At 71.1% G+C, this 22699-nt stretch carries 28 protein-coding genes; 24 read left to right on the plus strand and 4 right to left on the minus strand.

Features of this window, described 5'->3' with window-relative positions:
* Positions 1 to 366 precede the first annotated feature (366 nt).
* The 4 genes from P3T39_RS31370 (at position 367) to P3T39_RS31385 (ending at position 3064) form a co-directional block, all read left to right on the plus strand.
* Complete coding sequence (locus P3T39_RS31370; RefSeq protein ID WP_280702614.1) at positions 367 to 645, plus strand: hypothetical protein; 279 nt, start codon at positions 367 to 369, stop codon at positions 643 to 645.
* A 436-nt stretch (positions 646 to 1081) separates the two neighbouring features.
* Positions 1082 to 1465, plus strand: coding sequence for a hypothetical protein (locus P3T39_RS31375; protein ID WP_280702615.1), 384 nt, complete (start codon positions 1082 to 1084; stop codon positions 1463 to 1465).
* 32 nt (positions 1466 to 1497) lie between these two features.
* Positions 1498 to 1722 carry a hypothetical protein gene (locus P3T39_RS31380; RefSeq protein WP_280702616.1) on the plus strand — a complete coding sequence of 75 codons (225 nt, stop codon included), beginning with the start codon at positions 1498 to 1500 and terminating at the stop codon, positions 1720 to 1722.
* 19 nt (positions 1723 to 1741) lie between these two features.
* Positions 1742 to 3064 carry a competence protein CoiA gene (locus P3T39_RS31385; RefSeq protein WP_280702617.1) on the plus strand — a complete coding sequence of 441 codons (1323 nt, stop codon included), beginning with the start codon at positions 1742 to 1744 and terminating at the stop codon, positions 3062 to 3064.
* Positions 3065 to 3116: 52 nt separating this feature from the next.
* Here the strand turns inward: P3T39_RS31385 and P3T39_RS31390 are convergent, their stop codons facing one another.
* The 4 genes from P3T39_RS31390 to P3T39_RS31405 all read right to left on the minus strand — a co-directional run bounded on the left by P3T39_RS31390 (position 3117) and on the right by P3T39_RS31405 (position 9388).
* Positions 3117 to 3644 (minus strand): hypothetical protein, encoded by a 528-nt coding sequence (locus P3T39_RS31390; RefSeq protein WP_280702618.1) that lies wholly within the window; start codon positions 3642 to 3644, stop codon positions 3117 to 3119.
* 2 nt (positions 3645 to 3646) lie between these two features.
* Positions 3647 to 6166: a hypothetical protein gene (locus P3T39_RS31395; protein WP_280702619.1), complete on the minus strand. Its 2520-nt coding sequence runs from the start codon at positions 6164 to 6166 to the stop codon at positions 3647 to 3649.
* Between the two features lie 1066 nt (positions 6167 to 7232).
* Complete coding sequence (locus P3T39_RS31400; protein WP_280702620.1) at positions 7233 to 8465, minus strand: tetratricopeptide repeat protein; 1233 nt, start codon at positions 8463 to 8465, stop codon at positions 7233 to 7235.
* Between the two features lie 176 nt (positions 8466 to 8641).
* Positions 8642 to 9388, minus strand: a complete 747-nt coding sequence (locus tag P3T39_RS31405) for a GntR family transcriptional regulator (protein ID WP_280702621.1) — start codon at positions 9386 to 9388, stop codon at positions 8642 to 8644.
* A 367-nt stretch (positions 9389 to 9755) separates the two neighbouring features.
* On the opposite strand from P3T39_RS31405, the gene P3T39_RS31410 reads away from it, so the two are divergent.
* The 20 genes from P3T39_RS31410 to P3T39_RS31505 all read left to right on the plus strand — a co-directional run bounded on the left by P3T39_RS31410 (position 9756) and on the right by P3T39_RS31505 (position 22627).
* Positions 9756 to 10136, plus strand: coding sequence for a hypothetical protein (locus tag P3T39_RS31410; protein ID WP_280702622.1), 381 nt, complete (start codon positions 9756 to 9758; stop codon positions 10134 to 10136).
* Entirely contained in the window at positions 10133 to 10360 is a 228-nt protein-coding gene (locus P3T39_RS31415) for a hypothetical protein (RefSeq protein WP_280702623.1), read from the plus strand. Before P3T39_RS31410 ends, P3T39_RS31415 begins: the two co-directional genes overlap by 4 nt.
* Entirely contained in the window at positions 10360 to 10530 is a 171-nt protein-coding gene (locus P3T39_RS31420) for a hypothetical protein (protein WP_280702624.1), read from the plus strand. Before P3T39_RS31415 ends, P3T39_RS31420 begins: the two co-directional genes overlap by 1 nt.
* Before the next feature lie 888 nt (positions 10531 to 11418).
* Positions 11419 to 11595 carry a hypothetical protein gene (locus P3T39_RS31425; RefSeq protein WP_280702625.1) on the plus strand — a complete coding sequence of 59 codons (177 nt, stop codon included), beginning with the start codon at positions 11419 to 11421 and terminating at the stop codon, positions 11593 to 11595.
* 85 nt (positions 11596 to 11680) lie between these two features.
* Positions 11681 to 11836 carry a hypothetical protein gene (locus P3T39_RS31430; protein ID WP_280702626.1) on the plus strand — a complete coding sequence of 52 codons (156 nt, stop codon included), beginning with the start codon at positions 11681 to 11683 and terminating at the stop codon, positions 11834 to 11836.
* Between the two features lie 145 nt (positions 11837 to 11981).
* Entirely contained in the window at positions 11982 to 12230 is a 249-nt protein-coding gene (locus P3T39_RS31435) for a WhiB family transcriptional regulator (protein ID WP_280702627.1), read from the plus strand.
* A gap of 1 nt (position 12231) precedes the next feature.
* Positions 12232 to 12693: a hypothetical protein gene (locus tag P3T39_RS31440; protein WP_280702628.1), complete on the plus strand. Its 462-nt coding sequence runs from the start codon at positions 12232 to 12234 to the stop codon at positions 12691 to 12693.
* 65 nt (positions 12694 to 12758) lie between these two features.
* Positions 12759 to 13214: a hypothetical protein gene (locus P3T39_RS31445; RefSeq protein ID WP_280702629.1), complete on the plus strand. Its 456-nt coding sequence runs from the start codon at positions 12759 to 12761 to the stop codon at positions 13212 to 13214.
* Between the two features lie 134 nt (positions 13215 to 13348).
* Positions 13349 to 15295 (plus strand): hypothetical protein, encoded by a 1947-nt coding sequence (locus P3T39_RS31450; protein ID WP_280702630.1) that lies wholly within the window; start codon positions 13349 to 13351, stop codon positions 15293 to 15295.
* 188 nt (positions 15296 to 15483) lie between these two features.
* Positions 15484 to 15723 carry a hypothetical protein gene (locus tag P3T39_RS31455; protein WP_280702631.1) on the plus strand — a complete coding sequence of 80 codons (240 nt, stop codon included), beginning with the start codon at positions 15484 to 15486 and terminating at the stop codon, positions 15721 to 15723.
* Positions 15724 to 15978: 255 nt separating this feature from the next.
* Positions 15979 to 16152: a hypothetical protein gene (locus P3T39_RS31460; RefSeq protein ID WP_280702632.1), complete on the plus strand. Its 174-nt coding sequence runs from the start codon at positions 15979 to 15981 to the stop codon at positions 16150 to 16152.
* A 76-nt stretch (positions 16153 to 16228) separates the two neighbouring features.
* Positions 16229 to 16360: a hypothetical protein gene (locus P3T39_RS31465; RefSeq protein ID WP_280702633.1), complete on the plus strand. Its 132-nt coding sequence runs from the start codon at positions 16229 to 16231 to the stop codon at positions 16358 to 16360.
* Entirely contained in the window at positions 16357 to 17343 is a 987-nt protein-coding gene (locus P3T39_RS31470; RefSeq protein ID WP_280702634.1) for a hypothetical protein, read from the plus strand. Before P3T39_RS31465 ends, P3T39_RS31470 begins: the two co-directional genes overlap by 4 nt.
* Before the next feature lie 19 nt (positions 17344 to 17362).
* Positions 17363 to 17830 carry a hypothetical protein gene (locus tag P3T39_RS31475; protein WP_280702635.1) on the plus strand — a complete coding sequence of 156 codons (468 nt, stop codon included), beginning with the start codon at positions 17363 to 17365 and terminating at the stop codon, positions 17828 to 17830.
* Positions 17830 to 19011 (plus strand): hypothetical protein, encoded by a 1182-nt coding sequence (locus tag P3T39_RS31480; protein WP_280702636.1) that lies wholly within the window; start codon positions 17830 to 17832, stop codon positions 19009 to 19011. The genes P3T39_RS31475 and P3T39_RS31480 overlap by 1 nt, the downstream gene beginning before the upstream one ends.
* Before the next feature lie 286 nt (positions 19012 to 19297).
* Entirely contained in the window at positions 19298 to 19762 is a 465-nt protein-coding gene (locus tag P3T39_RS31485) for a hypothetical protein (RefSeq protein ID WP_280702637.1), read from the plus strand.
* Positions 19759 to 20115, plus strand: coding sequence for a hypothetical protein (locus P3T39_RS31490; RefSeq protein WP_280702638.1), 357 nt, complete (start codon positions 19759 to 19761; stop codon positions 20113 to 20115). Before P3T39_RS31485 ends, P3T39_RS31490 begins: the two co-directional genes overlap by 4 nt.
* Before the next feature lie 145 nt (positions 20116 to 20260).
* A complete protein-coding gene (locus P3T39_RS31495; RefSeq protein WP_280702639.1) occupies positions 20261 to 20560 on the plus strand; it encodes a hypothetical protein in 300 nt (99 codons plus the stop codon).
* A gap of 320 nt (positions 20561 to 20880) precedes the next feature.
* On the plus strand, positions 20881 to 21246 hold the full coding sequence (locus P3T39_RS31500; protein WP_280702640.1) for a hypothetical protein: 366 nt from the start codon (positions 20881 to 20883) through the stop codon (positions 21244 to 21246).
* A 58-nt stretch (positions 21247 to 21304) separates the two neighbouring features.
* A complete protein-coding gene (locus tag P3T39_RS31505) occupies positions 21305 to 22627 on the plus strand; it encodes a hypothetical protein (protein WP_280702641.1) in 1323 nt (440 codons plus the stop codon).
* The last annotated feature ends 72 nt before the right edge of the window (positions 22628 to 22699 follow it).

A 22699-nucleotide genomic window follows, 5' to 3' on the forward strand; every position in this document is an offset into this window, starting at 1 on the left:
GCTACGTCGCCCGCGAGATCTACCAACTCATCACCGCAGCCAGGAATCCGACCCCTGCACCAGCGTCAGCCGATTGACATCCATAGGGGCATCAAGGTCCGCAGGATGGGGAAGTCGCTTCTGCGCGAGCGGAACCGGCGGCCGCCTGCAGTCCGCTCGGCCCTGATCTGCCTGCGATACAGGTAGTTCGCTGCCAGCATGCCGGGCCCCGTGCACACCGGCCTCCCACAGGTACACGTGGTCGTCATGCAGGCAGTATGTCGGGCCTTGCCCACCGGGCACGGCAGGCACGAACACGCGCGAGAACTTCGGCGGCTCCGGGCGCGCCGCCTCGCAACACCCCCTGGGCAGCACGACGATGAGCAGGTGAGCTACCTGCTGGGGTGCGGGCATCCGGACAAGGGCGACTGCGACGGCTACTGCACGGCCGAGCGCGAGGCCCTCGACGCGGAGCCCTTCGCCGACCTGAACGACAACACCTTGGCCTGCGGACATCCGTGGACCGGGACGGTGTGGGAGCCGATTTGCGTGCAGGGCTGTCCGGCACCGGCCGAGCCGGACCACGACGACGGCCTGGACGACGACCTGGACGATGACTTCGACGATGACCTGGAGCTGGCCGGGTTTCCCATCGACGGCATATAGCGAGGCCAGCGGCTTGGGCCACCGCACGGTCGAACCGGACCGGCGCTCGCTGGAATGCGGCCGAGAACCTCGACTGGACCGTCCGGCGAACCGTCAGCTGTCGCGGCGGCTCCGCACCTCGGCTAACGTCCCGGGGTGGTAGATCCCGGCGACTTCGTGGGCAGGAGTTTCGGATCGAAGTTGGTTGGGCTGCCTGCGATCACCCGCAGTTCCGCTGGCCCCGTCCGGAGCCACTTCGGCCCGTATGCCTCGGCCAGGTGCATGCGGAGAAGCCGCCTGAATATCCCCCAGCCCCGGGCTCCCTCGAACCGACCCCCGCGAGCATCCGGTGGCGGGAGGTCCATTTCCGGCCGTTTCAGCCCGTTCCCATCACGCCGGTTCCTTCCCAGGAGGACCCTGCGGTAGGCGGGTTCTCAACCAACGGGAGTAGCGCAGGGTGTCTGGCAAGAACCGGTCCACCACCATCTCACCGCCGATCGCGGCGGCCGCGTTCGTGCGCATCCACTACAGGCTGCACACCATCGCCCACCGGCACCTGAGTACGGATGAGGAGTTGAAGCGCGGCCGCCGGGCGGTGTGGGCCGCGGCCAGCTTCTTCGCTGCCGGAGCGGGCGCAAGCAGCGTGTACGGCGCGGCCAGGGCACTGGGCGCGGGGGAGACCAACGCCTGGCGGATCACGCTGGCGGTGTTCCTGACCGTCTTCCTCGGGCTGTCGATCTGGCCGCTCGTCGAACCCGGCACATTTCGCCCGCGTTGGGTCCTGGGCAGCACCGCCGGCGCGATGCTGCTGTTCCTGGCGCTCTCCACGCTCTTCATCTGAGACCGGTTCCGGCAGAGGAGAGGGGGAACGGCGTGGGATGGCTGTGGGACAGCACGGACGGGCCGCAGTTCGAGGCGGTGGTGTCCGACCACGTGGTCTACGACGCCTACACGGACGAGTTCGGGATCGTGTTCCTGGAGTCCGGGTACGGCGACATCGAGATCGTGATCGACGGGGCGGTGGTCGACGGCTACGTCTACCCAGCCCACACCGACCACCACGGCCGCCTGTGGATCGACATGGACGGCGAGTACTGAACCTGCCAGAGGGGGGCTGATGGCGTTCCGTGTCGTGCACGCCGAGTGGGGCACCGTCTTCGCGCACCTGCCCGATCTCGGGTGCGGGCAGAGCTGGCAGGCGGTGTGGAAGGCGAAGCCAGCCCCGCCGCTGGTCTGCGCAGAGTGCCGCCACCCGATGCACGCGAAGGTCTCCTACAGCGGGCTGCGGTTCTTCGCCCACGCTCCCCACCCGCCGAATTGCGAGATCGCCCTCCAGGGCGAGTCGGAGGCTCACCATCTCCTCAAGCTGGAGCTGGCCGGCGCCACCCGGGACGCCGGCGGCCACGCCGAGCTGGAGGTCCGCTCCCCCGACGGCTCTTGGCGGGCGGACGTGCTGGCCACCGATCCGTCCGGGACCTGGCGGATGGCGCTCGAGGCCCAGCTGTCCCCGATCACCGGCGCCGACATCACCGCTCGCACCGGGCGGATGCTCGCCGACGGCGTCACCTCTTGCTGGTTCAGCGACCGGCCGAGACCGCCGTGGCTCGGCACAGTGCCGTCCCTGAGGCTGACCACGACCGACGTCGGGGTCCTCGTTGCCGAGGGCCTGGTGAAGTTCACCGGCGGAGGCTGGGAGGCGGCGCCGCAGGTGCCCGTCGCCGACTTCCTGCGCTGGGTGTTCTCCGGCAAGGTGGCTCCGCACGCCCCGCGGCTGCATCTGCGCTACCCCCACCGGCAGCTCTCCCAGGTGTGGACCGCGCCCCAGTACGTCGCCGCCGAGGACGCCCACCTGGTGGAGGCCCGCCGGAGGGAGCAGGAGCAGGAGCAGCAGCTGGCCCGGTACCGCGCGCAAGCGGCAAGGAAGCGAGCCGCCATCGACGCGAAGAACGCCATCTCCCGGGCGAATGCGCTGGAGAGTGCGACATCGGCTGAACAGGAAGCCCGACTCGCACCGCGCGGTCCCGCCGAAGTGCGCCGGCACGTCCTCGGGATGAACCGCGGGGTCCGGCAGGCGGTGGAGCACCTGGCCCGCGAGCACCGGATCACGGTGGAGGTGGGCTGGAGCATCGCCGATCGGCGGTGGGCTGCCGGGACCCCGCTGGTGGGGCCCGACGGAGTACCGGTCGCCGTCTTCGACCCGGAACCCTCCCTCGTCAAGGGCGAGGCGTTCCTGCTGCTGGCCGGCATGCTGCTGCTGTTCACCACCGTCGCCGACATGAAGCGCTTCGACCGGAATACCCGCAACGCCCGCCGTCGCCGGGTGCCGGCCGACGGTTGGAAGATGCAGCGCACCGAATCGGAACCCCCACCCCGCCCTCCAACCGGGAAGGCCCCGCCCAAATCCCCAGTGCCGAGGTGCCGACCTGTAGCCGGCCCCTGACGCGCCGCCTGCCGCCGAACGTTGCGACTGTCTCCGTCCGGCCGCTCGGGCTTCAGGACACCCTCGTCGATTGCGGGCTCGGAGGCTGCCTGCGCTGGTCGGCCTTGGACTGATGAGCGTGGGTAGCGGTGCGGCTGAGCAGGATGGTGCGGCGGATTGACGCGACGGCGGCGGCCGCCGTCGCGGTGGAGGCAGGTTCACCGTCCAGGGGCAGGGCGTTGGTATTGACGAGTCGCTGGCGGCAGCGAGGGCAGCCGTGGTCGGCGTCGAGCTGCCAGCCGTCTTCGCAGCGCGGGTCGAGGCAGGCGGGCGCGGCGGCCAGGTCGAGGGCGATCTCGTCCGCCCGGTCCGCGATCTCACCTGCGGGCAGGTGGCTGAAGCGGGCGTACCAGCGGCGTTCGATTCGCTCCCGCAGCTCGGCGGGAGTGCGGTGGTGGAGCTCGTGGAGGACGAGTTGGCGCACGGAGGCGGGGAGGCCGCCGTGACGGGCGAGGGCGGCCTGCAACACGGGCGGGTAGGCCTGGGTGACCCATACCGCAGGGTGCTGGCCCTGCGGGCCGGGCGGATGGCTGACGGTCATGATCAATTCCCCTCTCCGACGGCGACCGTCGAGGTTCCAGTGCTCCGGTCAGTGCCTTCCACGGCCTGGAGGTGGCCTCCGGGCCGAGCGGCCGGTCCGGTCCGGGCCGCCATCTTGGCCCGCAGGTCCGACACCTGCTCCAGCCGCTGCTTCAGCAGCCACGTCGCCGCCTGGGCCTGCGCCTGCTCGGCCCGCAGAACAGCGGTCTCCTCGGCCGCCTCCTCGGTCGGGTACCGGTGCCGCGAGCGCATCACCGCGTCGTAGGCCGCCTCCGCCTCTCGCACCGCCGGCTCGGACGCGGCGAAGTGGTCGAGTGCCTCCTGCCGGAACTCACCCACGGCGTGCTGCATCGCCAGCATCACCACCCCACGAGCGATCTCCCCGTCCGGGTCCGCCAGGCCGGTACGGGCATGGGTCCGACGCGCCTGCAGCTCGTCCCGGGCCACCTGCCACACCTTCCGGACCGAGGCACGCGAGCCCAGGTCAGCCTGGGTGGCCAGCACCAGGTCGATGGCGGCGTGCACACTCACCGCGATCTCCCGCTGCCACCCGCACCGCGTGCACAACCCAGCCGCCTGCTCCGCACCGCAGTCCGCACACGGCACCGCCACCCGGGCCCGCTCGGCCTCGGCCGCCCGGGCCTCCCGCTCCGGCCGCTGCGCCTCCCACCGTGCCTGGGCCTCTGCGGTCCGGCGGTCGGCCTCCGCCTGGACTGCGGCGCGGGAGGTCGCGTGGCCGCGCAGCGCGTCCTCGATGGCTCCCTGCCGCGCCTCGAACGTCGCGCCGGGAAGGTCCCGGACGACCTGGCGGATCACCGACCGCCGCGTGCTGCGGCGGTCCTCCACCCGCAGGTCGCAGGTGGTGCACTCCCGCTCGCCGTCCAGCCGGACGCCGTTGTCGCAGGCTGGGTGCCTGCACTCCTGCTCCTGCGGCAGGCCTCGCTCCAGCATCCAGGCGACGGGGGCGGAGATGGTCGGGTTGCCCTGTCGGCGCTGGCGCTCGCGCCGGTAGGCGAGCCGGTCGGCCAGGACCTTCGGGGCGTGCTCTCGGCCGGTCCACACCGCGATGGCGTCGAGGGCCAGACCGGCGTGCTTGAGCAGGAACTTCCTGGTTGACGGTCGCTCCAGTCGCTGCCAGAGGTCCGCGACGGGAGCCAGGGCCCAGGCGAGGTCAGGGTTCTTCGGCAGGTCGACAGCCGGCGCCCGGAAGCCCTCACGCTCCGGCTGCTCCTGGTGGTGCTGGTTGGTCGGGTTGTGCTGTTCCCCGCGAAGCGGGCATGCCCCGGCATCGCCATCGGCCTGCTCCGGCAGGTCGGCGGCGTGCTCGATCTCGCGTGCGCACGCGCGCTCCGGCCCGTGCTGGGTCACCCCAACGGCGCAAGCGCCGGAAGAGCCAGCAACTTCGTCAACACAACCACCAACAGCAACACCAGAAGCGTGGAGAGTGTGTACGTCGGCACCGCCGACCTCAGCCGACACTCCCTCACCGGCGGGCATTTCCGCAGTTCGCAGCCCTGCCAGCGGCTCAGCAAGCGACTCCGGGGCTTCAAGATCCCCTTCGGCACCGTGCGCGGCCGACGAAGAAGCCGTCCCCGGCACCTCAACGCCGCCCGAGCCCAAGCACGCAGGCGCCGGGGCAGGCTTCACCAGCCGCATCCCCCGCTTCTCCCCCTGGCGGGCCTTCTCGCCCGTGACTGGCTTCCCGACCGCCCGCACCGCGGCGTGCCGCTCGGCAACCGGCAGCAAGCGCACCCGACCCGTCAGCTCACCCTCGCCGTCCCGCTCCACCGCGACCAGGCCGCCCATTTCCAGACGGTCGAGGAGCCGACCAGCCGTCACCAGGCCGACGCGGAGGTGCCGGGCGTCCGCCGGGCTGGCCTGACCGCGCATCAGCAGAGCGAGGGTCGCTGCGCCCCGCCCCAGCTCCGGGGACCTGAGCGAGCCGGGAGCAAGCCGCAGCCAGCCGGTCTCGCGGCACGACAGCACCAGCAGCAGGAGCGCGAGCCGCTCGGCCGCAGCACCAGGGCCGCGCCGCTCCGCCAGCCGCCCGGCCGGAATCGCCGGCTTGCCCTTCGGCTCCCAGCCCGGACCGAACAGAGCCTCGACAAGGCGCAGCAGCGTCGCCAGCTCACGACGGGTCAGGGCGAGCGGGTGGCCTTTGTCCTTGGCCCGGCGGACCTGCCACACGGGCTGAAGCACGATGTCGAGGGCCACCGGATGCCCGTCGTCGTCGGTCTCCACCCAGGTCTTGATCGCGCCCCGGGCCCGCAGCGGCGGTAGCACACGGTGGCTGATCGTGGAGACCCCGACACCGAGCCACCGTCCGAGTTCACCGGACCAGGTCCGGACGTGGGCTCGCTTCACACCGCCCTTGGCGAACAGCACCACGGCAGCTGCCCTGGCTACGTCCGGCAGGCCAGCCACCGACTCGTCCTCGAGCAGGGCACGCACCGCCGTCTGCAGACGCACCCGCATGGTCTCGCCCAGAAGCAGCGGGTCCGGCGCCTCTTTCTGAGAAGGCACAGCGCGCAGCCAGCGGCGGCCGGCCGCCGGACGCGGCCCGGCATCAGGCGTGCAGGGCGGTTGCGTCGCGATCGCGGTGGCGCTCACCGGCCACCCCGGCGGGCAGCCGACGGCGACGCGGGACGTACCGGAATGGCCGGAAACGCGCGGTTTCGACGGCGCATGGGCATGCCGAAGTGGATTTCGGCAGCGCTGTGCTGCATCATGGCGGTGCTCTCCTGGATGCCCGGGAGGGTACGCAAAAGGCCTTCACCGGGCTGGATGCGGTTCTGGCGAGAACCGAAAAATGTGCGAGACGACTGGCCACACGCCCGGCAAGGCGGGGCGGTCCCTCACACCGAGGATTGTCTGGGCGCTTCACCGGGCTGCTAACCCGGTTGGCCCCCGGGCGGCGCTACCGCAGCAACCTCCCTGCAAGGAGGAAGTGCGGAATGGGGCGCCGCCCCAGCAGGCCTAGGTCATAACCACCCCCGCGCCAAGCCGGCCACACGAGGCGGCCGCAGCGGGCACCATGCTCCTGACGACGCGGAGCCTGGCAGAACCCGACCGGATCAAGCCCTCACGGGCGACACGCGGACGGGTGAACCCCGCACAGCACAAACCAACGCTGAGCAGGGAAATCTCGGGCCGGAGCAGGCCGCAGGCAGCCGGGCGCGACAGCAGGCCGCGCGACATCGGCCGGCGGCTATTGCGCCGCTGGGCCTCCCACCAGGTACGCTGAATCACAGCGCACACCTCCTCTTGCTAAAAGGTGTACCGCTACCGAGCCAGTCGAGCCGCCATCACACAGCTCCTGGCTCACCGGCCCCGGGTAACCGAGACCGGCGGGTCTTCCACCCCGCCGCGGTTGCAACGGGGCCGTTGACTTTTGTGCGACCTTCACCACCCGGCGGGGATTCCACCCCCCGCCAGCCCGTTGCGGTCAGCACCTGATCCTAAACCCACAGTATGCCTCGTTGGCCACACCATTCACTCACAGGGATCCGTGTGTCGGCATAGCCGCGTCGGCGCCCTGGTAACACAGCGCATTCGGCGAACGGCGCAGTGCAGAACGTGCAACGCGCCGTCACTGGCCACCACGCAGCTCACGCAAGTGGTTGACGAACTCCAGCGCCTCCCCTGCGTGCCCGAAGCGATTCTGCAGCACCTGCCCGAGATCGCCAGCGACCATCGCCAGGGACGGCAGCGACTGCCGATTGCCCTGCAACGCCTTCTCGCCAAAGGCGAGTGCGGTGTCCAGGTCGCCGGCCCGGGCAGCAATGACGCCAAGGGTGACCCGAGCCTCAGCGATCCTCATCGGAGCGCGCTCGGTGCCATCGAAGTCGGTGCTCGCCCGGATCACCTCGGCGGCCAACTGCTCCGCGAGACGGTCCTCGCCGACCTTGCGATAAGCGTCCATCCGGTAGAAGTCGTACTTGGCCGGGTCCACGACGAAGTGGTGCTCGATGTTCTCGGGGTAGGGCAGCCGTTCGAGCAGCTGTCGGCCCTTGTCCAGTGCGACTTCTGTCTGTTGGCGGTCTCCGAGCCGAGCCCACGCCTTCGCCTGCTGCGCGTACAGCTGAGCAGCCACCGAGTCATTCGGTGCCACGGCGATGCCAGCCTCTGCGGCCGCGATAACGCCGCGGAAGTCCCCCCGGGTCAGCGCAAACCACGCACGCATCTCGTGGGCCCAACCCTGGACGCCGGGCTCCCCCGCTTCCTGGCCGAGCATCAGGGCGGCCTGCCGCGTGCCTTCGGCATCGCGAGGCCGACCGGAGTCGTACTCCACGCAGCCAACGAGAAGCGACAACTTGCCAGCGAGAGCGATAAGTTCACGGTGCTGCGCAAGGCTGACGCGCTGGTGCTGAAGGCCAACGACCCTGCCGAGCCAGGCCCGCCCCTCTACCAGAAGCTGGTCCGCAGGCATATAAGCGTATTCGCAGCAGAGTCGATCCGCCGTGATTCGCAGCGCGTCCAGGGTTGCATTGTCGACGTCGCTCGCCCGAAGTCGCGCGATGATCTCGACCGTATCCAAGCCGCTCACCTGCAGGATCTCGGCGCGCCCGTCTCGTCGACCGCGCTCTGGGAAGAACGCGCCGGTCGTGGTTCCGAAGGTGCGGGCGATCTGTGCTTTGTACTTCTTCGGCTCTACCTCGCCGGCCTCCCACCGCTTCCACTGCCGCAGAAGGTCCTGCTCCAGGACGTCTACGTCTGGAGGTAGGTAGGCGATCATCACGCGCACCGCATCGAGCTGCGACCAACCTCGGGCAGCCCGCTCCTCAACCATGCGGCGAGCCCAGCTGGGACGTTCGTCGGACATTTCAGGTCCTCCTATGAGCGTCAGGTGGGGCGAGTCTGGCACCTGAGGGCGGTGCTACGGAGGTGACAGATCGCGGTGACATTCGATTTGTCACCGCCTCATGTCACTTCCTGCAGGCGGCTCTTCGGGGCACGGTGACCGGGCTGATGTTGAACGAGCTCAGGGGGAACACGGTGTTAGCCGCTGCCGGGAGTCGCGAAGACGGACAGGTTGGCGTAGGTGAGGTCAGTCCGCTCAGCAGGTGCGACGAGTCGGATCAACTCCACCGGTCGACCGGCCTGGTCGACCAGGATCCGCTCGATCTGCACCACGGCCTGGGCCGGGGAAAGGCCCAGAGCGCGGGCCTCGGCGTCGGTGGGAGGCCGGAAGCGGACGTGTTCGCTTGCCGAACCGACCAGGCCGGCCGCCATAAGGGCAGAGACCACGTCCTCGGGAGAGGAGTTCTCCTTGTCGAGGCCAGCAGCACCAGCGAGAGCGGACGGGTACCAGCTGTTTTGGATCAGGATGACCTGGTCCTCGATGCCGTCTTCAGTTCTTACGACGTGGTGGAGCCGCTCCACTACCTGGAGCGCGTCCTCGGGCAAGGCCAGCTTCATGGCCACGTTGGCCAGGGGCTCCCCGAAGGTCTGGCGGATGAAGACGAGACGTCCATCGCCGTCCAGGCCGAAGGGTCCGAGTTCACTGCTTCCCTGCCGGATGAGGCTGATCTTCGACCGCCTCCGCGGCAATACGACGTAGCCCTTGCCGGGCTTCCCCTTCACGAGGCCCCTGCGAGTCAGCTCGTTGAATGCCTCGCCGACCGTGGTCCTCGAACCCCGCCCCGCTGCGATGAGTTGCTTCGTGCTCGGGAGAACGGCGCCAGCCGGCAGGTCGGCGCAAGCCCGGGCGAGATCGTCCGCGAGGAGCTCCCACTTGAGGGCCACTCCGGAACCTCCCTTCTCGTGATCGTACGGTCGTGGTGTTACGGGATAGTGAACCACATTCAGGGATATGCCGACACAGGCCCATCAACGCCGCTTCTGACCCGCCAAGCATCATTCTATGTCGGCATAGCATTGACGATGCCGCTACAGCTGTGCCATTGTTGTCTCGTTGCCAAGCGGACCGGGGGTCGTAGCCCGGACCGCGCAGCGGCAGCTGAACCTCGCCTTGCCGCTCTGGGAGTCGTAGCCCGGAAAAGCACTGCGGGCCCAGGGGTCGTAGTCCCTGGGCCCGCAGCTGGCGCCCCTCGTCGGGGGTGCCGGATGGCGAGTCCCTACCACCTCAATGCATCTGAGGGAGTTACACGCCGTGAGCATCATGCCGTATCCCGACATGCCCGACCACACCAGCCCTGCTCAGTCCCGCTCGGCCGACCTGACCGTCCTCCCGTCGCCGCAGGCCCAGGAGCTGCTGGCCGCCGCGATCGCCGGCGAGGACGAGGACAGCGAGTCCGCCGAGGACCCCCAGCTCGACCTCCTCAAGCTGCTCGTCCACCTGGAGCTGCTCGGCGCCGCGGGTCAGCTCCACCTCGGCACCGGCTCCCGGGACGACGCCGCGTTCATCGCCGACAGCATGGACACCCAGGACGTCAGCGAGCGCGACGGCCAGATGACTGTGGTCGCCTTCACCTCCGGGGGACGGCTCACCCTGATGCTGGAACTCGAGAGCAGCGGGCAGGTGGCGGCATGAGTGAGCAGCCGCAGGTCAACTCCGATCAGCAGTCGCAGAGTTCGGAGTCGACGAGCGAGCCGTACGCGGTGGACAACCTGTACGCGCAGATCGACGCGCACGCGGCCAGCGTGAGCATGGCCGTCGGAGACCAGGCAGTAGCTGATCCCCCGATGAGCCGGCGGGATTTCCTCGGGCTCGGGACCTCGACGTCCGAGGTGACCTCGAAGTTCTGGTGGTCCTGATGGCGAGGGCGTTGGCCTCTGGTCGCATCGTCAAGGGCCAGGTCGTCGAGCTTGAACCCACCGCGGAGGTCCCTCGGGGCCTGTTCGGTGAGCCGATCGCCAAGGTGGGACCGGACTCGGCCGCCGCCCGGCGGCTGCGCACCACCGGCCGTCCGGCCGCCTCGAAGTAGCTCTCCCCCTGAAGATCGGCTTCTCCCGCCGCTCTCTCCTCGGAACCGTCCTGGCATGCCCATGCCCGTACGGCGCCGGGAGTGGTGCGGCCGGCCCCGCCAGGGTCCAACACCTGACGTACCACCGGTACCACCCCAGCGCCCGGAGAGACGGCCCGACTGCCGCTCGAAGGAAGTGCTCGGTCCTTGAGAACTCCACAGTGGTGCATTGCGGGACTGACGCGAGAGCAACGGTCACGGCAGGCGCAAGCGGTCCCTTCAAGGAGGGGTCAACGGCGAACCGTCGAGCTGTAGTTGCTCTCCCCTACGCGCTGGCAGGCGCCGCCCTTCGGGGCGTGGGAGGTACAGCGGGTCCCGAGCATGAGGGCGAGATGAGACAGATCGCCCCCCGAGGCGGCCGGGTGATGCCGTCGGCGACAACAGAGCTGCGGCTCTGACCGAAGAACCTGCCGAACGCGGTCGGCTCTGGAGAACACACCTTCCGGTGTGCCACCCGACTCGCGACGTCGCCCTGTTGGTGGTGAGCAGACAGAGAGATGCCCACCCGGGAACCGGCTCCGTAAGGCCGGCAAACCCGCCCTCACGGCGGGACACAGCACGCTGTCCGCCCCCGCGACCGCGCGGCGGCGAGCATCCACGCAGCCACCGAGGCTGCCTCCGCCTCTGGCCATCCGCCCCACGCAGGACGTGGCGGCGTCCGTGGCCAGAGACGACGGGTCGGACCCGGACCGCATCCACCCTGACGGTGGGGCGGTCCGGTTCCGACGCCTCAATCACAGGCCCCTCTCACCTGGCTCGAACCCCGGAACTGCCCTGGGCCGCCGCACGCACGCGGCGGCCCAGGGGAGCGTCGGGCCGTCCGGCCCCGCGCAGCCGAGAGGAGCAGCGGTGACGACGACCTCGAAGTACTCGAAGACGGCCCAGGGCAAGGCCTCGAAGGCCTCGGCCCTGCCCAAGGACGCGCAGTCCCAGCTGGAGGAGGGGCTCCTCGTCGAGCGATCGCCCTTCCGGAACGGGGCGCTGTACCGCGGACGGACCGAGCTCCAGCGAGCGTCCGCCGCGTAGGCCGGAACTGGAAGCGGCCCTGGCGGCGGTGAGAACGCCGGCCAGGGCCTTGGTGTCACGACCCCAACAGCATGAGGAGAAGGACGTGTTCAAGGTTATCGGCCGACTGGTCCAGGCGGCACGCGGTTCCGACAGTTCGTTCGGCAAGCCGGGCAAGTCGGTCCGTCAGATCGACGCCGACACCGCCAAGTGGCTCCGGGCTGGCGGCATCGCCCGCCCGGAGCGGTCCACCCGCCGCTGACCGCTTGGGCAGACCGCGCGATCACGCACGGATTTCGTCGACGAAAGCTCACAGAACCGGAGACGCGCGATGCGCCGCCGGGCCCGCATCAATCCGCGGCGGCCGTCCGGTCCACCGCGTCGAGACCAGAGGAAGGTTAATGATCATGGATTGGCGCCATCGCGCGGTGTGCGAAGAGGACCCGGAGTTGTTCTTTCCGATCGGGAACACGGGGCCGGCTCTGCTGCAGATCGAGGAGGCCAAGGCCGTGTGCCGCCGCTGTCCCGTCATGGAGCAGTGCCTCCAGTGGGCGCTGGAGACCGCACAGGACGCCGGCGTCTGGGGCGGCATGAGCGAGGACGAGCGACGTGCGATGAAGCGCCGCGCCGTTCGCAACAGGGCCAGGCAGGGCTGACATGGTTCCGCTCGTCACCTTCAACACCGGGCGGGTCATCGACCGCGGGCAGATGGCCGCCGAGCGTTTCGGGCTGCACCAGCCCAACTGGCCCGAGGTGCGTGCCGCCTTGGAGCGGCCCGGTCTCCGGTCCCAGACTCTGGCGGCGTCGCTGAAGTTGCTGGCGGCGGCTGCGGACCTGGACTCCATCACCGGCTTCCACAGGGTCCACGAGCGGCTGCGGGCGGTGTTCCTGGCGGAGCGCCGCCTGGCCTCCCTGCTCCGCCTGCGGGCCCTGATGGTGCTCCGGCACGGGCGCCCGGGCGTGGTCGCCAACACGCAGCTTCACCGCTTCATCCGTCACCTGGAGGACTACGGCACGGACCTGATCAGCAACCGGCGGGACGAGGGCATCGCCGGAAACGCCCGGCTGGCCCTCGGCATGGTCCACCACCTCCTCAGCAGCTCGGACCTGCCCGCCTGATGCCTCCGGCGGTTGGCGGCCGCTACCGGCCGACGCCGCCCGCTGATCACAGGAGAAGGACCCTGATGCGATTCCACGCCGTCGCCTCCGCGATCGAAAGCGCAGCGGCCTCGGGGGCGCTGCTGTCCCTGGCCGTGGCCGAACTGCTCGGCAAACGCGGCTGGCGATCCGCCGCCGACGCGGCCGAGCGGCTCGGCTTCGCGCTCGGCGCCTGGTGCGCCCGGGCCGGAACCGTCCGGTTCCGTGCCGATCAGCGCCCGAACCTCCCCCCTTCGCCGGGGCCGGTGGAAGCGGCCAGCCTCCGAGCCCAGGAGGACCAGCCGACCGCTGAGCCAGTGGCGCAACTACACATGACAGCAGTCGAGTTCGCGCACTTCGCGCACACCAATGAGCTGTGCTCCTGCCCGCGCCCCGGCGACGGCCTGCAGCAATGCCCGGGTGTGATCGAAGCCCGCACCGAAGACCAGCGCGACACCGCCCGGCGGCAACTGCCCGGCGAGCACCGCCCCAGCAGTTCCTGACGACGCCCCGCCGAGTCCGGCCGCGGGCGCAGCACCGCTCCGCCCGCCCCGGGATCTCCGGGTCCGCCCCTCGCACGGGCGGCCCGGGCCCGGGCTATCCGATTCCGGCCCCCGGGCCCCGACTCAGGAGAACAATGTCCATCACCAGCCTGCTGAACGGCATCGGCGGCATCCTCCCTTCCCAGCAGTGGCTGGTCGCCCACTCCGACATCCTGGCCGGCGCCGTGGTAGCGGCCGCCACGGCGGTGCTGCTGCTGCGGCGCTGGCGCCAGGCCGAACGCGACTATCAGGAGGAACAGCAGCTCAGCGCGAAGGACATCGCGGAGCGCAAGCTGCACATCGACGCCCGCGGCCGCCGCCTGGAGGACATCTGGACCGTGCTGGTCGCCTCCGCGGCGGCCGGACTGTCCGCGACCGGCCTGCGCAAGATGGGCCGGGACATGATGGGGCTGACGGCCCCGTGGGACTGGCTGCCGTTCATCGCGCTGGACGTCGCCGCATACGTGTGCGGGATGCGGGCCCGGCGCCGCTCCCGCAACGGGGAACCGCCCGGCCTGTCCGGCGTCCTCGTGTGGGTTTTCGCTCTGATCAGCTCGTCGTTCTCCGCGTCCGAGGGAGCCAACTTCGGCGAGGCAATCTCCCGGGCCCCGTGGTCGATCATCGCCGCCGTGCTGTTCGAGCTGGGCAGCCTGGAAGAGCGGACCGCAGCCCGCGAGCTGGCCCGCCGGGCCGGCGAGTGGCTGGACCGCCGCATGCGCATGGTGCGGATGCTCCACCCCATCGAGTGGATCAAGGTGGCGCTGGCCTTGGCCGCCGACGAGACGCTCTCCCAGGCCGACGCCACTCGCCGGGTCCGCATCCAGACGGCCGCCAGCAAGTTGTACCGGGTGCGGCTCCTGGACGGAGCCAGGGACGGCCAGACCAAGGCCAAGTCGACCGGATGGCAGGCTCGCGGCCTGGCTCGGGCGATCCGCCGGGCGCAGCAGGCCCAGACGCGGGTCGCGCTGGCCGACCAGATCCACATCCTGGCCCACCTCGAGCGCCTGGTGCGCACCCCCGACACCGCCGCGGTTGACTTCACCAAGCGCCAGGCGGTCAAGGCGGTGCTGGCCACGTTCGTCGCCGATCCGGCGAGTACGGCCGACAGCGGGTCCGGACTGTACCCGGGTGCGGGGACAGCACCGGACGCGGTGGCTGGGCATCAAGCCGGTGTACCCGGGTACGGGCCGGGTGCAGGCGAGGCGTACCCGCTCTCCGCCGGGGTGCACTCGGGTACGCCTGGGGCGGGTACGGGTGCACCGCAGTCGGTGTACTCGGGTACGGCGGACCGTACCCGGCAGCCCGCTCAGGTGTACTCGGGTACGGGCGAAGCGGGTACGGGTACGGCACAGGCCCCGTACCCGGGTACGGCGGACCGTACCCGGCAGCTCTCCGAGACGTACCCGGGTACGCCCGGGGCGGGTACGGGTACGCCGCTGCCGCCGTACCCGAGTACGGTCCGGCCCAGTCCGCAGGCACCCGCTAGCTCCGTACCCGTGGAAAACCCGCAGGTCAACCCGGGTACGCCCTTCCTCGGCGCGGGTACGGCCGTCCTGCACGCAGGTACATCCGCTTCCGACGCGGGTACACGGCCGCCCGCCTCGGGTACGCCCGGCGTCTTCGGCAATGTCGCGGAGGACGAGCACGGGTACGTCCCCGGCTTCGACAGCGCCTACGAGGGCGAGACCGGCACGGCCGCTGAGCACGCGGGTACGGGCAGCGACCCGGACCCGGACGAGGCGGGTACGGACGAGACCGGTGACCGGGACGACCTGACGCTGGCCAGGATGCTGCTGCCCTACGTCGGTGAGGACGGCAAGGTCTCGCTGAGCATCCGGGATGTCAGAAAGCTGTTGCAGGCCGGACAGAAGGTGGCGCGGCGCGTCATGGAACTGGCACCGACCCTGCTCGATTCCCCTGAGCCCGAGCCGGGCCTCGGGGAGCCGGCCGAAACCGCGCCCGCCACGGGCTGTGCGGCGCACTCCGCTCAGCCGGCCTCCGTTTCCGGCCCGCGCCCGAAGGAGCTGGTCGATGCCGCTTGACTGCTCCGGCCTCAGCGCACCGACCGTCCTGTTCCCCGGGCCCGGCTCCTGGACCTGCTGGGCCGCCGTCCCCGCGCTCCGAACGGGCAGCGGCCACCTCTCCTGAGCGGCCGGAACACGGGCCCCGGGCACTCGCCCGGCGCGCCCGGCCGCCACTCTGATCCATCACTGACAGTGAAGGAATCGCTATGACCACCCTGTATCAGATCCTCATCGCGGCCGGGGTAGCCGGAGGATCCACCGGGCTGGGCGTCCTGGTGATCCGGCCGATATCGGACCGGGTCCGAGCCCGCCAGGAGGCCGCCGACGAGGCGGAGTCGTACCAGGACCCGGTGCCCGAGCTGCCAGTCCCAACGGCCAACAAGGCCGACAAGCAGGCCCTGCCGCTGCCCCACAGCGACACAGAGCACCCGGCCCGAGCAGCCTGACGGGCCCATCCCGTGGTGGCCGGCCGAGCTGGCCGGCCACTGCGGAAGCCGCCCTCCGAGCGCCTGCTGCCTTCTCGCGGTAGCCCCCGGCCTACCGCTGCGAACTGCATGAATACCGATCTGTCCGGCTGCCTACCGGTCCTGCGGGCGATGCCCGACCCCAAGGAGGGGAGAGGGGCACCCGCCGGCCGGGCCCGGGCCGACGGCTCGCGCCACCCTCCATCCGCCCGAGCAACCGCCGACCGGAGCTTCGCCATGCCCTCTCACGAGATCCGCATCAGCCACCCCGACCGGAGCGATGTCCGCATCGGCCCCGTCAACGACCGCTGGTCCTGGCCACCCCGCGCCGGCTGGGCCCTCGGGCTCTACCTCGGCCTGCACCTCGTCATCGCCGACCTGGCCACCACGACGCTGCGCCACCTGTGCTGACCCCGTGTCAACCCGACCGCGCCGCGAGAACCACGCGCCCGGGCTGACAACCCCACCCGATCCGGAAGGCCAGGCCATGATCACCGAGATCCCGCAGTACCTTCTCCACGCCGTGCTCGTCGTCCTGTTCCTTTCCGCCGCTGTCGCCTACGGCGTGCTGCTCAGCGCGCTGATTGTCCGCTTCCTCGACCGGCAGGTGACGGGATGACCGAGCAGACCCTCACCCCCGGCGCCGCCGACCAGGGCGACAGCGGCCGGCCCGAGTCCCGCGTCATCATCCCGACCCGGGTCCTGCCCGCCGCCGACCAGCCGCCGAAGCCCGACTTCCCGCCCTTCAACCAGCAGGACCGCGCGGGCCTCGCGACGATCACCGACGCGGCGCCCGCCGCGGCCCGGCCGCCGGTCTTCGAGCAGCGGCACGACCCCAACCCGGCGTGGTGGCGGGACCTGGCCACGAAGGCGATGGGTACGCAGACCGAGGAGGTGGTGGCACCGACCGCGCCCGCGCCGGCGGCCGAGCCGCCCCCGGTCACCGCCACCGTCACGGTGAAGACCACCTTGCCCAGGCGCCCCAGCCGGCCGCCCGGCAACCCGTCCGCCGCGGCCGGGAACGGCAGCGGCGGGGGCTGGAACGGCCGGGGCCCCGGCCCCGGAGCGCCCCCCGAGGACCCGCCGTCGCACCACTCGACCTGCCCCAACTGCGGCGGAGAGTTCACCTCCTGCTCCTGCCCCCTGCACAAGACGCCGCAGACCCCGCCCGCACAGGCCGCCCCGCCGCAGGAGGACGAGACCGAGGAGGTCGAGCAGGAGGTCACGGTCGAGGTCAGGGTCGGCGAGAACAACGACGCGCCGAAGTCCAAGTTCAAACCGCCGACCCTGCGCGAGGCCCTCAAGCCCACGCCCAACAACACCGGCAACGGCTGGCACCGTGCCCGGCTGCTCTGGACGGCCAACTGGATCGGCCCGGTGGTCCCCGCCTGGGGCTTCGACATCCTGCCCAAAATGCAGCACCTGATTCTCTGGTTCCACGAGCCCGGCGGGCAGTTCTGGATGTCCGTCACGTTCGTCGGAGCTGGCGCCTGGATCGGCTGGCGCACCCGCGGCTGGTACCCGCCGCTCGCCTGGGTGCTGCGCATCCCCTTCGCCACCGCGCTCGTCGCGGCCCTGACCGTCGTCATCCACCTCACCTGAGAATCGGAGTCACCCACCCATGTCCGACCTCGTCAACGCCGCCGTACAGCTCGCCGCCGTGCCCGCCACCTCCATGCACGGCTCCGGCCTCGGCGCCATCACCACCGCCGGTCTGGCCGGTGTCGGGACCGTCGTGCAGATCGCGATCCTGAAGAACGGCGCCAACCCGCGGATCGCCGGAAAGCTCAAGTGGGAGCACCTCGCGATCGCTGGCTACGTCAACGCCACCCTCTACGGCACTGCCGGCTGGGCGGGCCCCAGCGACGCCATCAACAGCATGACCGCGCCGCTCGCCGTGTCCTGGGGATCGGGCTGCGTGGCGCTCGCCATCACCGGCGTCCTCTGGCTGCGCACCCACGGCAAGTGGCGGGCCTCGATCCTGGGCTTCACCGCCGGCGTCCTCTACAAGGCCGCTGACGGCTGGTGGTCAATCGGGACGATGGCCATCACCTACCTCGCCGACCACCTGCCCCACCTGGGGCACTGATGGCCATCGACACCGCGGTGGCCACGGAGCACCCTCCGGCGCCTGTCCCGGCCGACCTTGACGACGGTGTTGAGGCCGAGGTCGAGGATGACGACGAGAGGGCGGGGGAGGACGTCCCCGAGCGGGTCGCACGGGTGCTGTCCGAGGTATTCCGAGCAGCACTGCCCTACGTCATCGGCGTCCGGGGGACGCTGTCGCTGGTCACCGGGACCTACGTCATCGTCAAGAACACCGTCATCTGGGTCTGGTCCGGCAACGGCATGGAGCTGTTCGCGCCCGGGATCGCCCGCAGGCGCGAGGCGAAGGCCACGGCGCAGCGGGCTGCGCAGCGCGCGACGGCCAAGGCCAAGGGGAAGGCGGTGCCCGGCAAGCCGACGCCCAGGCCGAAAGCGGGTGCGGGCAAGCGGCGGGCGGCGAAGCCGGTCCCCGTCGAGGACAAGGCTCCGCAGGAGCAGCCCCAGGGGATCGAGGGCAAGGAGATTCCGGCGCCGCTGCTGCGCTTGATGGGGCTGGGCCTCGGTGTGTCCCTGGTCGTCTACTACATGCCGGACAACCCGGCGGTCTGGATGCCGCTGGTGCTGGTGCCGTGGGCCGTCGCCGCCTGGACGTACGCGCCGGTCGCCGAGCCGAAGGCCGCCAAGCCGAAGCAGGAGCAGGCCAACGACGAGGACGCGGACTGGGACGACGAGGAGGACGGCCTGTCGGCGGAGCAGGAGGCAGGGGGGCAGCGGGTCCTCTCCGCCGAGGAGGTCGAGGCCACGTTCCGACTGTACGTCGAGCACAAGGTCGCCGCCCGGTACGCCGAGGGTGTCCGGGGCATCAAGCAGGGCGTCCACATCGAGGACATGCTGGCCGACCTGAAGACGCAGAACCTGATCTCCGACCCGGCCTGGAACACCAGCGCCCTGGCGTCCTACCTCCGCCGGATCGGCATCCCCCTCCGGGACCCCCTGCCACTGACCGTAGCGGGCAAGAAGCTGAACCGGATCGGGGTCGACTTCAAGGAACTTACCCAGGCCCTCGGCCGAGAGCCCCGACTGCCCCCCTGTCCGGTCCCCGATCTGACCCCCCGGGAGGACCCCGAACCAGCCCCCTCGACCCCCTCCGCGAGCCCTGCTCAGGGGCGCCGGGAAGACCGGCAACCCACCCCCGCCCACACCCCCCGCCAGAGGGCCGGATGACCCCCGCCGGCAGGCCCGCGAACAGCCGTCCAGCCAGCCCTGCCCGAGCCGGACGCGGCCCGCCGCTCCCCCATCTCCACATAGCCACAACCGCCCCCTACCGCAGCGCCCTACCAGCACTCTGACCTGCACAAATACCGGATGCCCTACCAGCCCTACCGACGACCTACCACCGCCCTACCAGCCCCGGGAGGGGCGCAGCAGCACCCGCTGCCGCGCCCCTCCCGGAGTCTGCCCGGGCGAACGGGGCAGGTCGGACTGGGCGTTACCTCAGATTGGAATCAGCGTGTCCACTTGGCTGCTCGAGCGGGCGAGGACCCTCGCCCTCGCCGGCTCCCCGTCCCGCCGAACCCTCGTGATCGACTTCGACGGGGTCGTCCACGACCAGAACGACGGATGGCGCGGCGGCGAGGTCTACGGCCCGCCGATCCCCGGCGCCGTCCAGGAGTTGCAGCGCCGGTCCGCGGGCGGATGGTCGCTGGCGATCGTCACTGCCCGTCACCACGACCTGCACGACGACGTCGCGCGGTGGGTGGAGAAGCACACCGCGCTGCCGACGGTCGTGTGTGCGCAGCGGCACGCCTACTGGCACGGTCCCGAGATCCTGGTGACCAACGTGAAGCCCGGCGCGGTCGCGTACGTCGACGACAACGCCGTCCGGTTCACCCTGGCGGCCGGCGGATGGACGACCGCGCTGGCGGGTCTCCCGTACTCCCCGGACGAGGTCCTGGCGCTCGGCGGCCCGGCGTGAACGCGCCTTCGGTCTCGCTCATCCCGGCGGAGCTGCGCCGCGCGCTGCTGGAGGAACTGAAAGGCGTGGAACCGGCCAGCGCTGCGGTCGTCACCGGGATCGCCGCGGCGGTTCAGCAGATGCGCGACCACGACCACGAGCGGGACGACATTCACTGCGACGACCAGCTCGGGGTGTTGGGGCAGAGGGCCCCGTTCCTGCTGCTGCGGCTCCTGGAGGTGGAGGAGGAGCTCCACCTCCTGCGGGCCCGGCGTGGGCACGACGGTGACGACGACGCCGGTGGCAGTCCGGCTATGCCGCAGTCCCCGGGAGCCGGTGCCCGTCCGGGCCGGGATGGGCCGGGGGCGCCGTAGCGAAGTCCTCCAATGTCCGAGCCCAGGCGGCCCCGGGCGGTCCTGCCCGCGCGAGCGGCAGGAACTGCCCCGGGCCGCCCCGACTTCCTTCACCGCTTACCGTGCCGCCCGGCCGGGCGGCACCCCGACCCTGATCGAGGCGTCCATGCCGGTCATCGACCACCCCGTCCTGCGGGTACTCCTCCTGCTCTTCCTCGCCTGCCTCCTCATCCTGCTGATGCTGCCGGTCACCCGCCGCTCCAGCCCGATTCGGGCGCTGCGTGCCGCCGCCCTTCCGTGGCTGCCCGAGGCACGCGAAGGGCATACCAGTTCGCCTCACCTGCCCCGGCGGGTGCTGGGCGGCGCCGTCGTCGTCGGCATCGCCTGCTTCACCATCGGCGGCGACCTGACGGCCCTGCTCGGCTTCGTCCTCGCTGCCGCCGGAGTCCTGCTGTACGGGATCTGAACCGCGCCTGGCCACCGGCCCTGCCTGCCCGCCGCACCGCCGGGGCGGCCGACATCAGCCACCTGTCCCGGCGCGCGCCGATCCCTTCGAGGGGAAGCGGACCGTCGAGAAAACCCGCTACGTCCCACACGCCGGTGGGGCGGACCACCGATTCCTGAGACACCGGAGCACGGCCGCCGCGAAGATCTGTCCACGTATCAACCCCGGGTGGGCACCGCCGGACCGCCGCCGCCGGTGGACCGGCGGTGCCCACCCGACACCGACCCCAGGTTCGAGGCAGATTCCTGCCCAGCCCGACCGACCCGGAGAGCGAGAGCACCGTGTTCAGACGCCGCAGCCGCCGGGCGAAGGCCCTCACCGCCGTCGACCTGACGCTGCGCCTCAACGAGCAGATGCGCAGCAGCCGTCGGCAGCCGGATTGCCCGGTGACCAGCCCGCCCCGGCGGCCCGAGGCGCAGGACCTTCAACGTCCCCTCACCGAAGTGCACTTGGACCAGGCTCTGGTCCTGGAGCGCGTCAGCCGCCTGGCCCGGACGGCCCGAAGCGGCGACACCAGCGACCACCCCGACAACCGCGAGCTACTGGAGGCCCTGGACTGGGCGGTCTACCTCACCGGCCAGGCCGCCGAGGCCCTGCAGCTCGCTGCCTTGGCCACCTGCCCGGACCGTTGCCACACCTGGACCTGAGCCGCTGCGGGACGGACAGCACCTGTCCGCAGCGCCGACCAGCAAGGAGAGCAAGCCCATGACCACCACCGTCACCACCCGCAGCACCAACGGACCCGGCGTCGCCGACAGCCGCGTTTCTGTGCGCCCCGTCGACCCGGGCACCTGGATCGGCCCGCCCGAGGACAATGAGGCGTACGGCCGCGGGCGCAAGACCCACGAGTACATCAAGGTCTCCTTCACCCCCGCGTCGGGCGAACTGACCGCCGATTGGAACGAGAGCTACGACAGCCGCTACCGCAGCAGCTGGGGCCCCAAGGAGCCCGAGGACTTCCGCAAGGAGGCCCTGTCCGGGGTCTCGGTCTCGGCGGGCAGCCAGTGCCCGGACCGCGAGCCCGAGCTGATCACCCGCTACGACTGGCTCGTCTCCGGCTACGCCAACGCCGTCGAGGTGAACACCATGCTCACCCTGCTGGCGCGGCTGATCCCGACGATGCTCGACGCCTACGCGCCGGTCCCCGGCCGGCCCGGGTGCCTGGACTGGACGCCGACCGCCGCCTCCTACGCACGCCTCATCGCCACCCTGGTCAAGGGCATCCGCTACTACCTCCCCGACGGCCAGCCGGCCAAGGACAACCTGCAGCGGGCGCTGGACGAGCGGGCCAGCACCGAGAAGCGCTACATCACGTGGAGCCAGCTGCACCAGCTCAACCCCCACCTTGCCCCCGGCGAGCTCGCGCTGGCAGGCGACGCCGAGCTGGACGCCGCCGCCCGCGAAGTCACCAGTAGGCTGTACGGCAGCTACGGGCACGACCTGCTGCTCCCGGAGTCCGTGGGCCGCCCGTTCACGCTGCTGGTCACCAGCGCCCGGATCGGCCTGCACGAGTTCCGGCGGGACGCCGCCGAGGGGCTGCGGGTCGTGGACGCGACCGATTGGTACGCCGACCACCCCGGCGTCGAGGCCCGCATGCAGCCCGGCTGGACGGACGAGGACCTGGCCAACCTCCTGCAGCCCGACGAGGAGCGCACCGCCGCCAACGCGGGCGTGCGGCTGGTCGGCCTGCCGACCTACCTCACCCAGCGCCGCACCCTCCAGCGCGAGCAGGCCCGCGCTGAACTCCGCCGCCTGGCCGGCCTCGCCACCCACAACAGCACCCCGCAACGGCGCCGCGCGGTCGCGGGCCTGCTCCTGACGATCGACGGCTGGGACGACCCGGCCGACGGCACCGAAGACCGCGACCAGCGCCTGGGCGACCTCGCCGGGATGAGCCCCGAGGCCGTGGCCCTGCTGCGCACCCGGATCGGCGGGGTGGAGGCGTGGGACGGCTGGGTGCCGGTCGTCCTGGTGCGCGCCGCCTCGCCGGAGCGCCGCCGACGGTGGTTCGGACAGACCGTCAAGTGACCCATGCCACACGCCGGCTGCCCAGCGGTGGGCAGCCAGTCGCCGCAGTTCCCGACACCATGACGCGCACGG

The organism is Kitasatospora sp. GP82 (genome assembly GCF_029892105.1).
Lineage (GTDB): Bacteria > Actinomycetota > Actinomycetes > Streptomycetales > Streptomycetaceae > Kitasatospora.